19 protein-coding genes and 1 tRNA gene are annotated in these 19,497 nt (G+C 45.7%); 18 read left to right on the top strand and 2 right to left on the bottom strand.

The window, feature by feature from the left end:
- The 18 genes from Q0230_RS01275 to putA form a co-directional block, all read left to right on the top strand.
- Window positions 1-206 (top strand): hypothetical protein (locus Q0230_RS01275; protein ID WP_298607348.1); only part of this gene is annotated, 206 nt, incomplete at its 5' end.
- A gap of 283 nt (window positions 207-489) precedes the next feature.
- A complete protein-coding gene (locus tag Q0230_RS01270; protein ID WP_298607346.1) occupies window positions 490-738 on the top strand; it encodes a type II toxin-antitoxin system RelB/DinJ family antitoxin in 249 nt (82 codons plus the stop codon).
- Window positions 738-1,010: a type II toxin-antitoxin system YafQ family toxin gene (locus Q0230_RS01265; protein WP_298607344.1), complete on the top strand. Its 273-nt coding sequence runs from the start codon at window positions 738-740 to the stop codon at window positions 1,008-1,010. Before Q0230_RS01270 ends, Q0230_RS01265 begins: the two co-directional genes overlap by 1 nt.
- 22 nt (window positions 1,011-1,032) lie before the next feature.
- A complete protein-coding gene (locus Q0230_RS01260; RefSeq protein ID WP_298607342.1) occupies window positions 1,033-1,518 on the top strand; it encodes a Uma2 family endonuclease in 486 nt (161 codons plus the stop codon).
- 206 nt (window positions 1,519-1,724) lie between these two features.
- Window positions 1,725-3,149, top strand: a complete 1,425-nt coding sequence (locus Q0230_RS01255; protein WP_298607340.1) for an aldehyde dehydrogenase family protein — start codon at window positions 1,725-1,727, stop codon at window positions 3,147-3,149.
- A 30-nt stretch (window positions 3,150-3,179) separates the two neighbouring features.
- Entirely contained in the window at window positions 3,180-4,079 is a 900-nt protein-coding gene (locus tag Q0230_RS01250; RefSeq protein ID WP_298607339.1) for an NAD(P)-dependent oxidoreductase, read from the top strand.
- A 46-nt stretch (window positions 4,080-4,125) separates the two neighbouring features.
- Window positions 4,126-4,914 carry a phytanoyl-CoA dioxygenase family protein gene (locus tag Q0230_RS01245; protein WP_298607337.1) on the top strand — a complete coding sequence of 263 codons (789 nt, stop codon included), beginning with the start codon at window positions 4,126-4,128 and terminating at the stop codon, window positions 4,912-4,914.
- Window positions 4,915-5,046: 132 nt separating this feature from the next.
- A complete protein-coding gene (gene thrS, locus Q0230_RS01240) occupies window positions 5,047-6,972 on the top strand; it encodes a threonine--tRNA ligase (protein WP_298607335.1) in 1,926 nt (641 codons plus the stop codon).
- Window positions 6,973-6,976: 4 nt separating this feature from the next.
- Window positions 6,977-7,498, top strand: coding sequence for a translation initiation factor IF-3 (gene infC / locus Q0230_RS01235; protein WP_298607356.1), 522 nt, complete (start codon window positions 6,977-6,979; stop codon window positions 7,496-7,498).
- A gap of 93 nt (window positions 7,499-7,591) precedes the next feature.
- Window positions 7,592-7,792 carry a 50S ribosomal protein L35 gene (gene rpmI, locus Q0230_RS01230; RefSeq protein ID WP_078922606.1) on the top strand — a complete coding sequence of 67 codons (201 nt, stop codon included), beginning with the start codon at window positions 7,592-7,594 and terminating at the stop codon, window positions 7,790-7,792.
- A gap of 14 nt (window positions 7,793-7,806) precedes the next feature.
- Window positions 7,807-8,166, top strand: coding sequence for a 50S ribosomal protein L20 (rplT, locus tag Q0230_RS01225; RefSeq protein WP_298607330.1), 360 nt, complete (start codon window positions 7,807-7,809; stop codon window positions 8,164-8,166).
- Window positions 8,167-8,272: 106 nt separating this feature from the next.
- Window positions 8,273-9,307 (top strand): phenylalanine--tRNA ligase subunit alpha, encoded by a 1,035-nt coding sequence (pheS, locus tag Q0230_RS01220; RefSeq protein WP_298607327.1) that lies wholly within the window; start codon window positions 8,273-8,275, stop codon window positions 9,305-9,307.
- Between the two features lie 19 nt (window positions 9,308-9,326).
- Complete coding sequence (gene pheT / locus Q0230_RS01215; RefSeq protein ID WP_298607324.1) at window positions 9,327-11,711, top strand: phenylalanine--tRNA ligase subunit beta; 2,385 nt, start codon at window positions 9,327-9,329, stop codon at window positions 11,709-11,711.
- A gap of 18 nt (window positions 11,712-11,729) precedes the next feature.
- Window positions 11,730-12,038: an integration host factor subunit alpha gene (locus Q0230_RS01210; RefSeq protein WP_298607354.1), complete on the top strand. Its 309-nt coding sequence runs from the start codon at window positions 11,730-11,732 to the stop codon at window positions 12,036-12,038.
- On the top strand, window positions 12,013-12,384 hold the full coding sequence (locus tag Q0230_RS01205; RefSeq protein WP_298607322.1) for a MerR family transcriptional regulator: 372 nt from the start codon (window positions 12,013-12,015) through the stop codon (window positions 12,382-12,384). Before Q0230_RS01210 ends, Q0230_RS01205 begins: the two co-directional genes overlap by 26 nt.
- 53 nt (window positions 12,385-12,437) lie before the next feature.
- Window positions 12,438-12,514 (top strand) — tRNA-Pro (locus Q0230_RS01200).
- A 212-nt stretch (window positions 12,515-12,726) separates the two neighbouring features.
- Window positions 12,727-13,542, top strand: coding sequence for a zinc-dependent peptidase (locus Q0230_RS01195; protein WP_298607320.1), 816 nt, complete (start codon window positions 12,727-12,729; stop codon window positions 13,540-13,542).
- A 65-nt stretch (window positions 13,543-13,607) separates the two neighbouring features.
- Window positions 13,608-17,336, top strand: a complete 3,729-nt coding sequence (gene putA / locus Q0230_RS01190) for a bifunctional proline dehydrogenase/L-glutamate gamma-semialdehyde dehydrogenase PutA (protein ID WP_298607317.1) — start codon at window positions 13,608-13,610, stop codon at window positions 17,334-17,336.
- A 51-nt stretch (window positions 17,337-17,387) separates the two neighbouring features.
- On the opposite strand, the gene Q0230_RS01185 is transcribed toward putA, so the two are convergent.
- Together Q0230_RS01185 and Q0230_RS01180 are read right to left on the bottom strand one after the other, a co-directional pair.
- A complete protein-coding gene (locus Q0230_RS01185) occupies window positions 17,388-18,227 on the bottom strand; it encodes an SGNH hydrolase domain-containing protein (RefSeq protein ID WP_298607315.1) in 840 nt (279 codons plus the stop codon).
- 59 nt (window positions 18,228-18,286) lie between these two features.
- On the bottom strand, window positions 18,287-19,399 hold the full coding sequence (locus Q0230_RS01180) for an acyltransferase (RefSeq protein ID WP_298607313.1): 1,113 nt from the start codon (window positions 19,397-19,399) through the stop codon (window positions 18,287-18,289).
- Window positions 19,400-19,497: the final 98 nt, after the last annotated feature.

Here is a 19,497-nt window from a genome sequence, read left to right as displayed (position 1 = left end):
AGATCCAACACCTGGCGGTCGCTCAGCAGCATGAACATGACCTCACCCTCGCGCGCCAACAGCCACCTCGTTTAGCGAAGAACGCCTTATGTGTTGTAGACTTGGGTTATCAAGGCTTAGCCCTAGACAGTGGTCGAGTCGTATCGTTCGTTAAAGATCTTTCGCCTCTTGAAAGGGGGTTATCGCGGACGGCGGCGTCGGCTTGAACTGCAGTTACGCTTGATCGCGGGACTCGTCAATCGCATGATCCTTCAATAAAACTTTCGCATGAAGAAGCGAGCTTATCCATTGCAGAATGGGTTAGGAGTGCGTTAGATGCCGCGCGCTCTGGTGATGCACTAAGAAAGAAGCCTTCAAAAATTGAAACAAGCATCGACCGCATACCTGCCGCTGAACCCATGCAGTCATCCGGCTAAGATCGTTCCACCTTGACGGGGGGCGGATAGGGTCTAAAATGTATTTCAATTGAAATACATTTACAGAGCCACTATGAAAACAGCCATCATTAATGCAAGGGTAGTCCCTGAACTAAAACAAGAAGTGGAAAGCATTTTATCCCGCTTGGGTATCACCACTACTCAGGCTATCATCATGTACTTTGAGCAAATTAAACTAAACAATGGCATACCGTTTAGCTTACGCCTGCCCAATGAAGAAACCATTGCTGCCCTAAAAGCCGCTCGCACGGAACAAGGTGATCCCGTGACCCTTGACCAACTACGTGACAGCCTGACCTAATGGTGCTGCAACTGGTGCGATTGAAGTCCTTCGTGAAGGACAGCAGCAAGGTCAAACTGACCGACAAGCATTTCACGCGATTTGTGGAGTATGTTTATCTGCTTTCGCAAGAAAAGATACTGCCTGCCGAATACCTAGACCATACACTCACGGGCGAATGGGAAGATTTTAGGGAGTTCCATATTAGTGGTGATGTGCTAGTGATCTATCGCGTGGAAGGTGAATTGGTCAAGTTAGTGCGTATTGGTAGTCATAGCCAACTTTTCGGTTAAGCTAATTTAGCAGGAGCCTCCTATGGAATGGTCAGAAGTCATCGACAACCCCCTCTTAAAAGATTTGCCATTTAAGATCGAGCTGAACCGATTTGGTAAATTATTAATGAGTCCTGCCTCGAATAAACATGGTATTGCTCAAAGCAGAATCGGCGCGCTGCTCACGAACAAACACCCCAATGGAGTGACTATTTCCGAATGCTCCATCCAAACCCCAGAAGGGACTAAGGTCGCGGATGTGGCTTGGGCTTCCGATGCGTTTATAGAAAAGTGGGGAACCGTGACACCGTTTCCACGCGCACCCGAACTCTGTGTAGAAATTGTTTCACCCTCCAACTCGCGGGAAGAAATGCAGATCAAAACCACCTTGTATCTTGAAGCCGGTGCGGAAGAGGTGTGGATTGTGTATATCGACTCCCACCTAGAAATCTTCACCGCAGTAGGGCAGGTGAATCACACGGCATTTTCGGAAGGCATCCGTGAGCAGTTGTTCAAAATTACAAAATAGGTGAAAAAGTCATAGAACGTGCCAGCGGTTTGAGATAGGTTTGCACAATAACTAGACGAGTCTATGTAGAGAGTAAGACTTTCGACCCCAAGGACTTACTATTTTACTCATGAAAACCATTTACAAACTACTCAGTACCACAAATCCATTGCATTTTTTCGCCCAAGTTAACACCCTATAAGACTCTATATAGGTGGAGAGGCTAGATGCAAACCCTGCTTTCTTATATCAACGGTCAATGGATTCGCCCTCAAGGGTCTGTCTTAGCCGTTAGAAATCCAGCGAATAATCAAGCTATTGCTCAAGTTATATTAGGCACAGAAGCTGAGCTTGAGTTAGCTGTATCTGCCGCGGTTGAAGCTTTCGAAACGTATTCCCAAACTAGCCTTGAACAACGTATTCATTATCTAGAGCAACTACGAGCGGCTTATGCTGCACGTCTGGAAGAGATTGCTGAGGCGATTCGTTTGGAAATGGGAGCGCCTCAGGACTTTGCTTTGAATGCACAAGCGGCTTCGGGCTTAGCTCATTTTGATTCGCATTTGCAGGCCTTGCGGGAATTTGCTTTTGAGTATCCCTCTGGAGCCTCGCAGATTGTGCATGAGCCGATTGGTGTTGTTGGGTTGATTACCCCGTGGAATTGGCCAATGAATCAGTTAGTGGTTAAGGTAATTCCTGCCTTAGCTGCAGGATGTACACTCGTACTTAAACCCAGCGAGTTAGCACCACTGAGTGCCAATTTATTTGCCGAGATCATCCAGTCTACCGATTTACCCACAGGTGTTTTCAATTTGCTCCACGGTGATGGTGAGGGCGTAGGACAGGAATTAGTGAAACATCCACAGGTTGATATGATCTCGTTTACTGGGTCTACACGGGCTGGCAAAGCGATTACCAAAGCGGCAGCAGATACGATTAAGCGTGTGACTTTAGAGCTAGGCGGCAAATCACCTAATCTTATTTTGGACGATGCTGATCTAGAGCAAGCTATTCAACAAGGTGTGCTGCTCTGTATGAGTAATAGTGGTCAATCTTGTGATGCTCCAACGCGCATGTATCTGCCACGGCCACAGTATCACCAGGCGATTGAGATTGCTAAAAATACTGCCGTAAGCTTAGTTGTTGGTGATCCTAAAGATGCAAATACGAATTTAGGGCCAGTGATTAGCCAAACTCAATATGATCGTATTCAAGCACTGATTCAGGCTGGCATAGATGAAGGGGCAAGCCTCATCTGTGGTGGTTTAGGTAAGCCAAAGCATCTGCGTGCTGATTTAGTTGATGGCCATTATGTGCAAGCTACCCTTTTTGCTAAGGTGCACCAACAGATGCGCATCGCGCGTGAAGAGATTTTTGGCCCGGTCTTAGTCATGCTTCCTTATGATAGTGAACAAGAATTAATTGAGATGGCAAATGATAGCCCTTATGGCTTATCCGCCTATATTTCAAGTACAAATCGTGAACGCGCCTTGCGGATTGCTCGCCAACTTAGAGCGGGGCAAGTGCAGCTCAATTATCCTGAATGGGATTTATATGCGCCCTTTGGTGGCTATAAACAATCTGGTAATGGTCGTGAATACGCCCAATGGGGGCTGCGTGATTTTCTAGAAACCAAAGCGATCATTGGTTAAGTAGTGTTAACACCACAGTAGAGTAGACAAATGAAATATGGATACATTGGCCTTGGTAATTTAGGTGGGCATTTAGCCGCAAGTTTAGTGCAAGCTGGTTTTGAGCTTACGGTTTACGATAAAAATCCGGCCTTAGCAGAGCGCCATTTAGCTTTAGGTGCTAAATGGGCGGAGAGTCCAACGCAGCTAGCCCGACAAGTGGATGCTGTCTTCACTTGTCTACCTTCGCCCGTGGTGAGTGCCAGTGTTTTACAAGAGCTAATCGCTGCGAATAAGTCGGGTTTGCATTGGCTAGAAATGTCTACTTTGGGGCGCGATGATATTCAAGCTTTAGCCCAACAAGCTGAAGCAGCTAGTATTCAAGTCTTAGAGTCGCCCGTAACGGGTGGTGTACATTTAGCCGCTCAAGGTAAAATTACGGTTATAGTGGGTGGCGAGCAAGCTCTATTTGAACAACATCGCCCAGCCTTTGAGGCGATGGGTAATCGGATCTTTTACATGGGGGCTTTAGGCAGCGCTGCCATCATTAAAGTAATTACGAATATGCTTGCCTTCATACATTTGCTGGCGGACGGTGAGGCTCTGATGCTAGCCAAGCGCGGTGGCTTAGATTTAGCTCAAGCTTGGGCTGTTATTCAAGCGAGTAGTGGCAATAGCTTCGTGCACGAAACCGAAGGCCAGCTGATTCTGAATGGTAGTTATGATATTGCCTTCACCATGGATCTAGCGCTGAAGGATTTAGGTTTTGCGCTCGGCTTTGGTCGTGAATTTGGCGTACCCTTGGATTTAGCAGGCTTGACCCAACAAACCTTTGTGAAGGGGAAAGCCGCTTATGGTGGCCAAGCGCAATCCACACAAATTGTTAAATTATTAGAAGATGTGCTGCAGACGGATCTGCGCGCAGAGGGTTTTCCTAGTCGTTTAGAGTAGTGGCAATTTTTATAAGATTTTTTGTTATTTAACTAAGTATAAATGTATGACCTTATCAGCTGAACAAATTAATAAATTTAAAGAAGATGGCTATTTAATTTTTGACACCCAGCTCCCAGAAGCTACTTTAGATGCCATTAGTAAAAGGCTTGCACCTTACTGGGGGCATGATGGCAAAAAGTTTGAGGGTGCAACGTATGCAGACTTTAATCGGATTCAAGATGCTTGGCGAATCGATAAAGGTATCAAGTCGATTGCAGTGTTTCCGCCTATCTTAGCTGTTTTGAAAACATTGTATGGTCGACAGCCTAGACCTTTTCAGACCTTGAATTTTTACAAAGGTACTGAGCAAACGATTCATGCTGATAATATTCACTTTAACTCGGAGCCTTTCGGTTTAATGTGTGGAGTTTGGGTAGCCTTTGAAGATATTGGTAGGGAACAAGGCCCTTTAGTCTTATACCCCGGTAGTCAAAAGCTTCCAGAAATTAATTTTGAGCAAGCAGGCTTAGAGCCAAATTATAGTTATTATCCACAATATGAAGCTTTCATTGCTCAGTTAATTAAAGACAAGCATATGCAGGCGGCTTATGGCTTAATGAAAAAAGGTCAAGCCTTAGTTTGGGCAGCCAATTTATTGAATGGTGGTGCTATACAAACTAATAAAACCTTAACCTGCCAGTCTCAAGTAACCCATTATTATTTTGAAGGTGCTAAGCCTTGGCGACCCGGTCATAGCAAGCAGAAGCGCGCCTATTTCAAACCAGAATGGATTCCTTATGAGGGTGCTCCTACTAGTTTAAGTGATCGATTCTTAAATTGGTTTAAACGCTAGGTTTCAGACGTTTGGCGGTAAAATCAACGCGAATATGGCATAAAACTTGCGGCCAAACCCATACCTGCGTATGCTGCCTGCTTTTAATTAAACTATGTGATCCTTGGTATGGATCACCACTGGAGAATAATAATGCCTGCCATTACTCTACCTGATGGGAGCCTGCGCTCCTTCGATCACCCTGTTTCTGTTGCTGAAGTGGCGGCTAATATTGGCGCTGGACTAGCCAAGGCTGCAGTTGCTGGCAAAGTCAACGGTCAATTAGTCGATACTAGTTTTGTACTTGCTCAAGATAGCCAATTAGCGATTATCACGGCTAAAGATCCAGAAGGTGTGGATGTGATTCGCCATTCTTCTGCGCATTTGATGGCGCAAGCGGTGAAGCAGCTGTTTCCTAACGTACAAGTGACCATTGGGCCGACCATCGAAAATGGCTTTTACTATGACTTTGCGAGTCCACAGCCATTTACGCCAGAAGATTTAGCAGCGATTGATGAGCGCATGCAAGACTTGATTCGTCAAGATATTCCGGTAGAGCGCAGTACCCTGTCACGTGAGGAAGCCATTAGTTTCTTCAAGAATATGGGTGAACTATATAAAGCAGAGATCATCGAAAGTATTCCTGCTGGTGAAGTTTTGTCTTTGTATCGCCAAGGCGATTTCATTGATCTTTGCCGTGGCCCACACGTGCCAAGTACTGGAAAAATTCCTGCTGTCAAAGTGATGAAAGCAGCCGGTGCTTATTGGCGCGGTGATGCTAAAAATGCCATGTTGCAGCGCGTATATGGCACTGCTTGGGCGAATAAGAAAGATTTGCAGGCTTATTTAACTTTCCTTGAAGAAGCTGAAAAGCGTGATCATCGCAAAATTGGCCGCCAATTAGATTTATTCCATCTACAAGATGAAGCGCCTGGGCAAGTCTTTTGGCATGAAAAAGGCTGGACGATTTATCAAGCCATTGAGCAATACATGCGCAAAAATTTGCGTGAGCGGGCTTATAAAGAAATCAAAACGCCTCAATTGGTGGATTTCTCTCTATGGGAGCGCTCAGGGCATGCCGGTAAATATCGCGAGAATATGTTCGTGGTGGATGTGGAAGAGCGCTCTTTCGCGATGAAGCCGATGAACTGTCCTTGCCATATTCAAGTGTATAATCAAGGCTTGAAAAGCTATCGTGATTTGCCGTTACGCTTAGCCGAATTTGGATCTTGTCATCGGAATGAATTTTCTGGGGCTTTGCATGGTCTAATGCGGGTTCGTGGTTTTGTGCAAGATGATGCGCATATCTTCTGTACTGAAGACCAAATTCAAACTGAGGTCGTCAACTTTATCGATTTCCTGCATGACGTTTATAAAGATTTCGGTTTCTCCGATGTTATTTATAAACTCTCGACTCGCCCTGAACAGCGCGTTGGTGCTGACGAGGTCTGGGATAAGGCTGAGCAGGCTTTGGCGGATGCCTTGGATGCCAAAGGCTTACCTTGGGAAGAGCAACCCGGTGAAGGGGCTTTCTATGGACCAAAAATTGAATTCACTTTGAAAGACTGCTTAGGTCGGCATTGGCAACTCGGTACGATTCAAGTGGACTTCTCGATGCCAGCTCGGTTAGATGCGCAATATGTGGCAGAAGATGGTTCACGTAAAATACCCGTGATGCTGCACCGCGCTATTCTGGGTTCTTTCGAGCGCTTCATTGGTATTTTGATTGAGCACTACGAAGGAAAATTCCCAACTTGGTTATCGCCGGTGCAAGTTGCAGTGCTGAATATTACCGATAATCAGGCTGAATTTGTGAAAACGGTAGAAAAACAGTTGAGAGATCAGGGTATTCGCGCCGTTGCAGACTTGAGAAATGAGAAGATTGGCTTTAAAATCCGCGAACATACAATGCAGCGGGTCCCTTATTTATTAGTAATTGGGGATCGTGAAGTCGAAACACAATCGGTTGCAGTGCGCACGCGTTCTGGTAAAGACCTTGGGGTCATGCCTATTTCTGAAATCCAGCAAAAATTGCTAGCAGAAATCGCCAATCACAGCACGATTGATTTGGAGGAATAAACTTATCGCTCTGGAAAAAGAACATCGCATTAATGAAGATATTCGAATCCCCAAGATTCGTTTAATTGATGTAGATAATGAAAATAAAGGGATCGTTTCCACATCTGAAGCCTTAGCTATGGCGCAAGAAGCCGGCTTAGACTTAGTGGAAATTGTGCCTACTGGCAAGCCACCTGTTTGCAAAATCATGGATTACGGTAAATTCCGTTTCGATGAAAGCAAAAAAGCAGCCGTAGCACGCAAAAAACAAAAGCAAGTTCAGGTCAAGGAAATCAAGTTTCGCCCCGGCACAGACGATGGTGATTACAAGATTAAATTGAAAAAACTGACTGAGTTTTTGGAAGAGGGTGATAAAGCTAAAGTAACGGTTCGTTTCCGTGGACGTGAAATGGCTCACCGTGAATTGGGTATGGAAGTACTCAAGCGTGTAGAAACTGACCTAGCTGAGTTAGGTGTTGTCGAGCAGTTTCCTAAGCTCGAAGGCCGGCAGATGGTTATGGTGATGGCACCTAAGAAGAAAATCTAGAAGCTTAAGGGTAACTTTAAGCTTTTCGTCATCCAAGCAAGGTTAGGCACTCTTGCTGGGTGTTTTTTTAATCCTCTGTTAAAGGAGACTAAGATGCCTAAGATGAAAAGCAGCAGCGGAGCTGCTAAGCGCTTCAAAAAGGCTGCAAATGGTACGTTTAAACGTAAACAATCCCATTTACGCCATATCCTCACTAAGAAAACGACTAAGCGTAAACGTCAATTACGCGTGGGCGAGAATCGCGTTGCTGCGGTTGATACCCCAATGATTAATCGTTTGCTGCCGTACGCTTAAGGAGGACAGGATAGATGGCAAGAGTTAAACGTGGTGTACAGGCAGGAGCCCGTCACAAAAAAATCATGAAGTTGGCGAAAGGTTACTATGGTGCCCGTAGTCGTACTTATCGTGTAGCCCATCAAGCAGTCATCAAAGCGGGTCAATACGCTTACCGTGACCGCCGTCAGAAAAAACGTCAATTCCGCGCTCTGTGGATTGTCCGGATTAATGCGGCAGCACGTTTGTCTGGTTTGTCTTATAGCCGTTTCATGAATGGTTTAAAGAAAGCTAACATCAATGTTGACCGTAAAGTTCTCGCTGATCTTGCAGTGCATGATATTGCTGCCTTTGGACAGATTGCTGAAAAAGCAAAAGCTGCCCTAGCTGCTTAATCATCCTGCTGTAAAGCAAGGCTGTTACTACTACGAAAAGCGGGGGAAGGTTTTTGCCTCTCCCGCTTTTTGTTTTTCTGAAAATCGTCATTAGAAGGAAAGCATTGTGCAAAGTTTGCTAGAACTGATGGGTACTGCCCACGAGCAAATCTCCAGTGCCAGCAATTTGGCCAGCCTTGATCAGATTCGCGTGCAGTATTTAGGCAAAGCCGGCCTGATTACTGAGCAACTCAAGCAACTCGGTCAGTTGCCTGCAGAAGAGCGGAAAGCAGCGGGTCAAGAAATTAATTTAGCCAAGCAGTCTTTGGCGAATGCGATTGATTTGCGCCGTGACAGCTTACAAGCCGAAGCCTTAAATATGCGCTTAGAAGCAGAGTCAGTGGATGTGACTTTGCCGGGGCGGCGGATGGATACGGGTGGGCTGCATCCTGTCACCTTGACTATTCAGCGTATGCAAGCAATTTTTGCTCAGCTTGGTTTTGCTTTAGCTGAAGGCCCACAAGTTGAAGACGATTTTCATAATTTTACAGCTTTAAATGTACCTGCTAATCACCCTGCCCGGGCGATGCAAGATACCTTTTATTTAGAAAATTTTGGTACGGAAGAGCCTTTGCTATTAAGAACGCATACCTCTTCAGTACAGATTCGGTATATGGAGGCGCATCAGCCACCGATTAGGATTATTGCGCCTGGAAGAGTGTATCGCTGTGACTCGGATATGACGCATAGCCCGATGTTCCACCAAGTCGAAGGCTTGATGGTGGACAAAGATATTACTTTCGCAAATCTGAAAGGCATTTTGGATGAGTTCTTCCGTGCCTTTTTTGAAGATGATGCCATCAAAATGCGTTTCCGCGCGAGTTTCTTCCCCTTCACAGAGCCATCGGCTGAAACGGATATTACTTGTGTGCATTGCCACGGTACTGGTTGTCGCGTGTGCAAAAATACTGGCTGGCTAGAGGTGATGGGCTGCGGTATGGTGCACCCCAATGTCTTAAAGCATGTCGGGATTGATAGTGAACAATACACTGGTTTTGCTTTTGGGATGGGTGTTGAGCGTTTAGCAATGCTGCGCTATCAGATTAATGATTTGCGGGTGTTATTCGAAAATGATGTCCGTTTCTTACGGCAATTTCACTAAGAGTTAACAGGATTCAAACATGAAAATCAGTGAACAATGGTTGCGTGAATGGGTTAATCCTGCGCTGAGCTTGGATGAAATTAACCATAAATTGACGATGGCAGGTTGCGAAGTCGAGGGCGTTGAACCCGTCGCGACCGCTTTTAGCGATGTGATTGTCGGGCAAATTGTCGAAATTGCCAAGCATCCTGATGCGGACAAACTCAATGTTTGCAAAGTGGATAATGGCCGCGGTGAAATTCTGCAAATTGTGTGCGGTGCACCGAATGCGCGTGCTGGCTTAAAAGCGCCACTGGCTTTAATCGGTGCTGAGCTACCCATGCCAGATGGTAAGCCTTTAAAAATTAAAAAAGGCAAGTTACGTGGTATTGAGTCCTGTGGAATGTTGTGTTCAGCCGCTGAGCTTGGCATGGCGGAAAAATCCGAGGGTTTATTAGAGCTGCCAGAAGATGCGCCTTTGGGTGTTGCTGTGCAGGATTATTTGAAGCTGGCCGATAAAGCGGTTGAGCTAAATGTAACCGCGAATCGTGGTGATTGGCTGAGCATCGCAGGCGTTGCCCGCGAAGTGGGCGTTTTGACGAGTACAAGCTTAACGCCACCTGCAACTTCAGAACAGGCTACTCAACACGCTGATACTTTAAAAATTAGTTTGCCTGCAGCCGATAGTTGCCCACGTTATGCAGGACGGATTATTCGCAATATCAATCCTAATGCGAAAACACCGTTGTGGATGAAGGAAAAGTTGCGCCGCTTAGGTTCACGGAGTTTGTCGCCGGTCGTGGATGTGACTAACTATGTACTGTTAGAGCTGGGTCAACCGATGCATGCTTTTGACTTGGATAAGCTCCAAGGTGGCATTCAAGCACGTTATGCAACTGAAGGTGAACAGCTAGTTCTATTAGATGACCAAACCGTCACTTTAACTAGCGATACCTTAGTGATTGCTGATGATGAAAAAGCGGTTGCTTTAGCAGGTATCAAAGGTGGAATGGCTACCGCAGTGAGTAATGCCACGCAGAATATTTTCTTAGAAAGTGCGCATTTTCGCGCTGAAAAGTTGCGTGGGCAAGCACGTCGTTATGGCTTACAAACGGATGCTTCCTATCGCTTTGAGCGTGGGGTAGCCGCTGATTTACCACGTTTAGCTTTAGAGCGCGCTACACAACTGATCGTCGAGATTTGTGGTGGTTCAGTGGGGCCTGTGGTGGATGTCTGCGCGGATGATCATTTATTAGATCGTCCAGTCGTGAGTTTAAGGCGTGAGCGCATTGCCCGCATTTTAGGCGTGACGATTGAGGATACAAGTGTCGTTGATATTCTCCAACGCTTAGGCTGTGAAGTAACTGCTAATGCAACGGGTTGGGCAGTTAAACCGCCCCATAGTCGTTTTGACATCACTATCGAAGAAGATTTGATAGAAGAGTTAGCGCGTGTTTACGGCTATGACAATATTCCAGCAGTACTCAAAGCGATGCAGCCGAAACTCACCGTTAAGCTGGAAACGGAAACAAGCTTAAGTGAGTTGCGTGCGCCTTTATTAGCGAATGGCTATCAGGAAGCCGTTACTTATAGTTTCGTAGATCCAACTATTGAAGGTTTGTTGTCGCCCGGCCATGAGTCGATTGTGTTGGCGAATCCGATTTCGGCGGAATTGAGCCATCTACGTAGCACCGTTTGGTCTGGTTTATTGCGCGCCCTTGAGTACAACTTAAACCGCCAACAAACCCGTGTTCGGCTATTTGAAGTGGGGCCGGTGTTTAGCAAAACTGAGGCTGGGATTCAACAACAGGATAAAATTGCGGGTATTATTACCGGCTCGGTCTTTCCTGAACAATGGGGCCAAGCCAATCGCGCCGTAGACTTCTATGATATTAAGGGTGACGTCGAAGCCATTTTAGCGCAGGCGAGTGCGCAGAAATGCTATTTCGTCCCCGTCGCTCATCCTGCTTTACATCCGGGGCAATCCGCCGAAATCGCTACTGATAAAGAAGTGGTCGGCTGGGTAGGTGCTTTGCATCCTGCTTTAGAGGCAAAGTTAGGGCTAGGGCAAGATGTATTCTTGTTTGAGCTGGATTTAAAAGTACTGCAAGGTCGCCGTTTGCCAGTGTATCAAGCAGTAAGTAAATTCCCGATGATTCGCCGCGATCTAGCTTTGGTGATGGATCGCACGGTATTAGCGATTGCTTTGGATCAAGCGATTGCACAAGTAGCCCCGCCGAGCTTAATTCATTGGGAGATTTTTGATGTGTATACCGGTAAAGGTATTGCAGAGCATCAAAAAAGTGTCGCGATAAGCTTGATTTTACAAGAACCTTCCCGCACCCTTGAGGACACGGAGATTACTCGGATCGTAGGGGAGGTTGTGGCGTCATTACAGGATAAGACGGGTGCTACCCTACGTTAATAAGGAGAAGTAACAATGGTGACGACGTTGACCAAAGCGGATATGGTCGAGCATTTATATGAAGAACTCGGACTCAATAAGCGTGAAGCCAAGGATTTGGTGGAAATGTTTTTTGAGGAGGTCCGCTTGGCCTTAGGACAGGGACAAAATGTAAAATTGTCAGGTTTTGGTAATTTTATGTTACGTGATAAAACCCAGCGTCCGGGACGCAATCCCAAGACAGGGGAAGATATTCCGGTCGACGCGCGGCGTGTCGTCACCTTTAGACCCGGCCAAAAACTAAAACAACGAGTTGAGGTTTATGCAGGAAGCGCAGATACCGAATAGTGAGCTGCCTCCAATCCCATCAAAACGCTACTTCACCATCGGTGAAGTTAGCGATTTGTGCTGCGTAAAAGCGTATATCTTACGTTATTGGGAACAGGAATTTCCTTCACTCAAACCGATGAAACGTCGAGGCAATCGCCGCTATTATCAGCGTGAAGATGTCTTGATGATTCGCCAAATTCGTGGCCTTTTATATGAAGAAGGTTATACGATTAGTGGTGCACGGCAGAAATTATTAGGCAGTAGCGATGAGCCGTTAGCCCCACCTACTGAAGAGTCACCTACTGATGTGCTTGAGCAAGTCATCCTAAGCTTAGAAAATGTTCTAGTGACCTTAAAATCTTAAACTTCTAGTTGAGATCAAAGTCAGGATAGAGTATCTTTGCTTTCCTTTCCGGTCGGAGTGTGGCGCAGCTTGGTAGCGCACCACAATGGGGTTGTGGGGGTCGGAGGTTCAAATCCTCTCACTCCGACCATCTAAAGTTTAAAACGCAAATTAATATTAGTTAAAAATTTTCAGCTATAAAGCAATTCTATTTTTTACTGGTTTTTCATTAAGAACTCTTATCGTTTTAATACCGATAATCTAAAACCCCATCAATCCTTTCCTCAAAAGATTGAAAACCCCAAAACTGCCAATATCTACTACTCAATAGACTCATTAATGAGTTGTGATTGAGCAGATTGCATGACCGCTTCTTTCTTGTTGTTATTAACCATTATTTTGGGTGCAGTTGCGGCTTGGTTATGGCCAGCCTATCGACGTCAGCAAGCTTTAAAAGAGCCTTTTCCTGCTGAGTGGCGCAAGATTTTGGCGCAGAATTTTCCAGTGTATCGCCGTATGCCTGCCGATTTACAATTGCAATTACGCCAGCGGATGAAGCTGTTTTTGCATCAAAAACAGTTTACTGGCTGTGCAGGTTTAGAGCTTACCAATGAAGTGCGGGTGACGATTGCCGCCAGTGCTTGTTTGTTAATTCTGAATCGAGCCACTGATGTGTATGCAGGTTTGCGATATATTTTGGTGTATCCAAATGCCTTTTTAGTGGAACAGGAGGAGGTTGATAATGCGGGTTTGGTGAGTATGCAAGCGAAAGGTATGCTCGGTCAGTCATGGAGTAATGGCAAGATTATTCTCTCTTGGGAAGATGTACTCAAAGGCAATCGTGAGTTTGGCGATGGGAGTAATGTCGCTTTGCATGAGTTTGCGCATCAACTTGACAATGAAAGCGGTAGCACCAATGGTGTGCCGGTTTTAGCGAATGCAGAAAAATACGAATCTTGGGCAAAAGTACTAACAGCCGAGTTTGAAGCTTTGTGTCGAGCCGCCTTTCAGGGTGATCCGAGTTTAATTAATTATTATGGAGCGACTGCACCCGCTGAATTCTTTGCGGTCGTGACCGAAGTGTTTTTTGAGCAGCCTCAACAGTTAGCAGCTCAACATCCAGCGTTATTTGAACAACTGAAAACTTATTATCGCGTTGACCCCTCCGACTGGCTTTAAGTCAAGCAGGGCTGTGCTATAAAGACTTAGCTTAGGCCGATTTGGTCTTTTAGTAGGAGTCATTTATGTCCACAGTTAGTAGCTCGCCCACTTTAACTAGTTTAAGAAATCAGCTTAACGAAGCTTGGTTTCACCCTGAGACAGAAGTGGTGCAAGCGCGTTTACAGCAACATGGTTTAAATTTCCAAGCTCGCCAAACGATCACTGCCCAAGCTGCTAGTTGGGTTACTACGTTACGCGCTGATCCGCATCCGAATTTAATGGAAAGCTTTCTGGCTGAATATGGCCTCTCTACCGATGAAGGTATTGCCTTGATGTGTTTGGCGGAGGCTTATTTGCGTGTGCCCGATACGCCTACTTTGGATGCCTTAATTCGCGATAAAATTGGCAGCGCCGATTGGGCGCGGCATCAGCAAGGCGCAGACTCTTTACTGATTAATGCTTCCACTTGGGCTTTAATGCTCACGGGTAAACTGCTGCGCCAAGATCAGGATGCGAATAGCTTAGGTGGTTCGCTGCGTAAACTAGTGCAACGAATTGGTGAGCCTGTGGTGCGCACGGCTGTTTCACAAGCGATGAAAGTCATGGGGCAGCAGTTTGTACTGGGGCGCACGATTGATGAGGCTTTGGATAATGCGAATAATCCACAAGGTTTCTTACATTCTTTTGATATGTTGGGTGAAGCAGCGCGTACCGCAGAAGATGCCGAACGTTATTTCGCGTCCTACTCTAAAGCGATTAAAGCAATTGGTGCGCAAGCGAGTCAAAGCTATGTACATGCTAATTCAGGTATTTCCGTCAAGCTTTCGGCTTTGCATCCACGTTATGAGTCAGTGAATCGTGAGCGAGTGTTGGCTGAGTTAGTACCTAAACTCAATGCATTAGCTGAACAAGCTTGTGCTGCCAATATTCCACTGAATATTGATGCGGAAGAAGCCGAACGCTTAGATTTATCTTTAGACGTGATTGAGCTGGCCTTGCGCAATCCAAAACTAGCCAACTGGGAAGGCTTTGGGATTGTGGTGCAGGCTTATGCCAAGCATTGCTTGCCAGTTTTAGAGTGGATAGCGGCTTTAGCCACTGAGTTACAGCGCAAAATTGCAGTACGTTTAGTCAAAGGCGCTTATTGGGATGCAGAGATTAAACAGGCTCAAGTTTTAGGTTTACCAGCTTATCCCGTCTTTACCCGCAAGGTTTCGACGGATGTGTCTTATTTAGCGGGAGCACGTTTTCTGTTAAGCCATCGTGCGCACATTTATCCGCAATTTGCGACTCACAATGCCCAGACCCTAGCAGCCATCTTCGAAATTGCTGGTGCGGATAAAAGTGGCTTTGAGTTCCAGCGTTTGCATGGCATGGGCGAGGCGCTACATCATTTGGTGTATGCGCAAACTCAACAACTAGTGCGGATCTATGCACCTGTGGGAGTGCATGAAGATTTATTGGCGTATTTAGTGCGGCGTTTATTGGAGAATGGTGCGAATTCTTCCTTTGTAAATCAGCTATTGGATACCGATGTACCGATTAGCACTCTGATTCAAGACCCGATTAGTACAGTAGAAAGTCTGAGTCTTATTCCGCACCCTAAAATTCCATTACCGCCTGAATTATTCAAGGAGCGGCAAAATTCACAAGGTTGGAATATCAATCAACCTCTAATGGCGAGTGAGTTAGCCTTAGGCATGGACCATTTCCAGTCTAAGCACTGGTTAGCTGCACCTTTGGTAGGAGGGGAAGCCCTTGCGGGTATTAAAAAGTCTGTGTTCAATCCAGCCAAACCAACTGACCAAGTGGGTGAAGTGATTGAAGCCACGGTTGAGCAAGTCTCGCAAGCTTTGGAAATAACCTTAGCCGCAGTTCCTGCTTGGCAAGCGCAAACAGCGGAAGCTCGTGCTGCCATTTTGGATGCAATTGCCGAGCAATACGAAGCACAAAGCTCAGAGTTAATGGCTTTACTCTCGCGTGAAGCCGGCAAAACCCGCTTAGATGCAGTGCTAGAAGTACGTGAGGCAGTCGATTTCCTACGTTATTACGCCGCTGAAGCCCGCAAACCTGAAAATAATAGTCGGCAGGGTTTAGGTGTATTTGTTTGTATCTCGCCGTGGAATTTCCCCTTAGCCATCTTCACCGGACAAGTTGCAGCCGCCTTAGTGATGGGTAATGCCGTGCTGGCTAAACCTGCTGAACAAACTCCTTTGATTGCCTATCGTGCAGTGCAATTAATGCTAAGTGCGGGTTTGCCACCTGAAGTGATTGCGCTTTTACCCGGTGATGGTGCAGTGGTGGGAGCCGCTTTAACACGTGATCCGCGGATTGCGGGTGTGTGCTTTACTGGTTCGACTGAAACCGCCAGTTTGATTGATCGTTCGCTTGCGGCTTCAGGCAATGCGCAAGCGGTGTTGATTGCCGAAACCGGCGGCTTAAATGCGATGATTGTGGACTCTACCGCTTTACCAGAGGCAGCCGTGCGCGATATGGTCAATTCGGCTTTCCAAAGTGCAGGGCAACGTTGTTCAGCTTTGCGGGTTTTATTTATCCAAGAAGATATTCGCGCCAAAGTCTTGCAAATGTTGGAGGGCGCAACCCGGGAATTACGCATTGATGATCCGTGGCAGCCTGCAACCGATATTGGCCCGGTGATTGATCCAGACGCTAAGCAAATGATTGAAACCCACTGCGAGAAATTTGCTAAGCAGAATAAAGTGTTATTTAAGCATCCAGCCCAACTAGCGAGAGATAGTTTATTTGTAGTCCCAATGGCGATTGCTCTGAATCAGCTCAGCGATTTAGAGCGGGAAATTTTCGGCCCGGTCTTGCATGTAATTAGCTTTAAATCGACCGAGATTAAGCAAGTCTTGGCGGCCATTAATGCCAGTGGCTATGGCTTAACTTTAGGTTTGCATTCGCGTTTAGATGATCGTGTGCAAGAGCTGACCAGCGAAGCGCATGTCGGGAATATGTATGTGAATCGCAATCAAATCGGTGCAGTAGTGGGGGTGCAGCCCTTTGGTGGTGAAGGTTTATCGGGCACAGGGCCAAAAGCCGGAGGGCCTTATTATCTCGCGCGCTTTAGTCAGGTACAAACGCCTACGTTAAAGCTGCAAGCTATACAAGTGCCCAGTTATACGGCGAGCTTACCGCTACTGAGTGTGCAAGAGTTTGCCGCTAAAGCAAAGTCTGCACAAAGCACTTGGGATGAGTTATTTTTAAAGCGTGCAGCTTTACTCACAGCGGCTAGCAGTTTCTTACCAGAGGGGCTTAAACAGCCAGCACAACAGGTTTTGACTAATTTACAGTCTGAATCAGTGGAAGAGCTTGTTTTACCAGGACCTACAGGTGAATCGAATCGTTTAAGTTTACATGGTCGCGGCCTAGCTTTATGTTTAGGTGGCGGCGAGCAGTCCGAATATGCTTTATTGGCACAAGCTTTCACTGCTTTATTGGCTGGAAATGCAGTCGCTTTGCCGAATACAGACCTAGCTAAGCACTTAGTCACTGCTTTTTATAAGGTTGGTTTGTCTAAAGATGTAGTGGCGGTAGTTGAAATTGAGCAGCTTCACGAGACTTTAAAAAACTTCCCACAGTTGGCTTTAGTGGCAAGCGAAGCCACTGGTTCAGACTTAGTCGCTATGCGCCAAGCTTTAGCCGCTAGAACGGGAGTTCGTGTACCTTGTATTTCTATGAATGCAGGTTTAGAGCGTTTCTGCTCTGAACGAGTAGTGACGATTGATACCACCGCTTCAGGGGGAAATGCCTCTTTACTGACTTTAGATGAGCCAGAGTTAAGGGCTTAATTTGCAGTGGCGAGCTGGCCTAGAGTGTTAGGCCAGCTAAATTCAACACGGTTATTTATTTAATTCAGCCAAAGGCGCATTCGTAAATAATAGATTTCCCATATAGCGTGCACCCGCTTGGGTTAAATGCCCACCATCAAAGGAAATTAATTCTAAATCGGGGGTAAATAAAGGGCAGGTATTGCCTTCACCACAAGCAATGCGATGAATATCCACGAAATTAGCCGCACCCACTTGATTACGTAGAGTCTGATTAACTGCCATTTGTTGCTCATCCACAGGATTACGTAGTTTTAGCAAATCTTCATCAGTCTGGCGTAAGTAGCTGCGCACATTAATTTTGCCAAAGCTTTTACGGCCCACTATTTTCACAGTTTGATTCGGTTGAACGCCTAGATTTTTTAAAGTCGTAGTAATCCGCTCGGCTGCCCACGGTTTCCAGCTGGAGGCAATAATAATTAGATCGGCTTCAGCGATTTGCTCTTTAGCTGCATTCAAATGATCAGCTTCCGCACAGATTTGCTTGTTCTTTTCTTCAATGAAACTCGAAACGTCTTCGTCACCTAAATAAATTTGGCAGATATTGGGAATATAACGAGTACGAATTTGGTAATTGGCTAAGGCTTTATTTTCCAAGACCATATTCAGGAAATCTTGAGCATGGCTGTCACCAATAATTAAAGCTTTTTTACGTGTATCTTGTTTATCAAAGGGTTTTTTAGCGAGTTCTAAATAGCGAGTACGCACATAAGTTCCGCCCGCTTCATTATCCGCTGCTTTGACCATCGCATCGCGTTTGTCATCAGCAAAACTGGGTGTGGTGAGAAGACTGCTGGCAGCGATTAAACTTGTAAATAATAGACTGAGGTATTTCATATAATCGATCTTCATAGAGTTAAGGCTCGTTAGCTAAGATTACTAACAAGCGATTCAGTTCCCTTGAATGTGCTTTAAGCAACTTGATTGGCTTGCGCAAACCAGTAACCTAAACCTAAAAAGAATGCGCTTCCAACCGCGGCAAATATAAAAATTTGGCTGCGGGTGAAGCGTTGGCGATTACGGAAAGGACGTTCCACGAAGCGCCAACTGAGCCAAGCGAACAATAAACTACAAAAAGCCATGGCAGCCATTAATTCTAAATTTGGCTCTACATAAGGCTGCATGCGTGCAAATACTAATAAGGGTTGATGCCAGAGATAAGCGCTGTAAGAGATCAAGCCCACAAAGACTAAAGGCTTGAGCGCTAAGATTTGCCCCGCAAGATTATTCGGGGAGGCAAACAGAATAATTAAAGCAGCGCCCAGAGTAGGCAAGAGAGCATAACTACTAGGAAAAGGCAGGCTATTATTCAGTAAAAAAATAGAACCTAGGACTAAGGCAACGCCTAGCAAACTCAATAGTTGGGTTAGCCAGCCAGCAGCGGGTTGATTATTTTTCAAATAAACTGCAGCTAAAGCGCCAATCAATAGCTCCCAAAACCGACTTGGCAAGAGATAAAAGTTGGCACCTGCATCTACCCGCCACAGCCATTCAGAAGTTGCAATTCCGATCAGAGTGAGTAAACCCAAAAGGATATAAATCGGTTTGCGTCCAAATTTCCATAAGAAAGCCAATAGTAGTGGGAAGATTACATAATACTGTTCTTCAACCGCTAAGCTCCAAGTATGTAAGAGCGGAATATATTCGGATTCGGTCGCGAAATAATCACTTTCTTTCCAGAATAAAATATTCGAAGCAAACACTACTACTGCCATTAAACTGCGCCCAAAAGCAGCTATTTCATGTGGTAAGAGTAGCCACCAAGCTATTACGGCGGTAAAGGCTAGCACTAAAAATAAAGCAGGGAGAATGCGGCGAATCCGCCGTTCATAAAAACCTAATAAACTAAATTTTTGGTTTTGCAGTTCGTCGAGCAGAATCGAGCTAATTAAATAGCCACTGATCACAAAGAAAATGTCTACACCCACAAACCCGCCACTAAACCCCGCAAAGCCTGCGTGATAAGCAATTACAGGTAATACAGCCAGTGCCCGCAGGCCATCTATTTCGGTACGATAATGCATAGGCAACTATAACGCAGAAAAAAACGCATTATGCACTGAAAACTACGGACACGTCGCGGCGCATCCGTAGCTTAAAACGAATAAAGTTTATGAGTCGA

Origin of the sequence: uncultured Thiothrix sp. (genome assembly GCF_937876535.1) — a bacterium.
In the GTDB taxonomy this organism is placed as follows: domain Bacteria; phylum Pseudomonadota; class Gammaproteobacteria; order Thiotrichales; family Thiotrichaceae; genus Thiolinea.
Note: the sequence above shows the minus strand (reverse complement) of the source record. Positions and strands in the feature narration are given on the sequence as shown.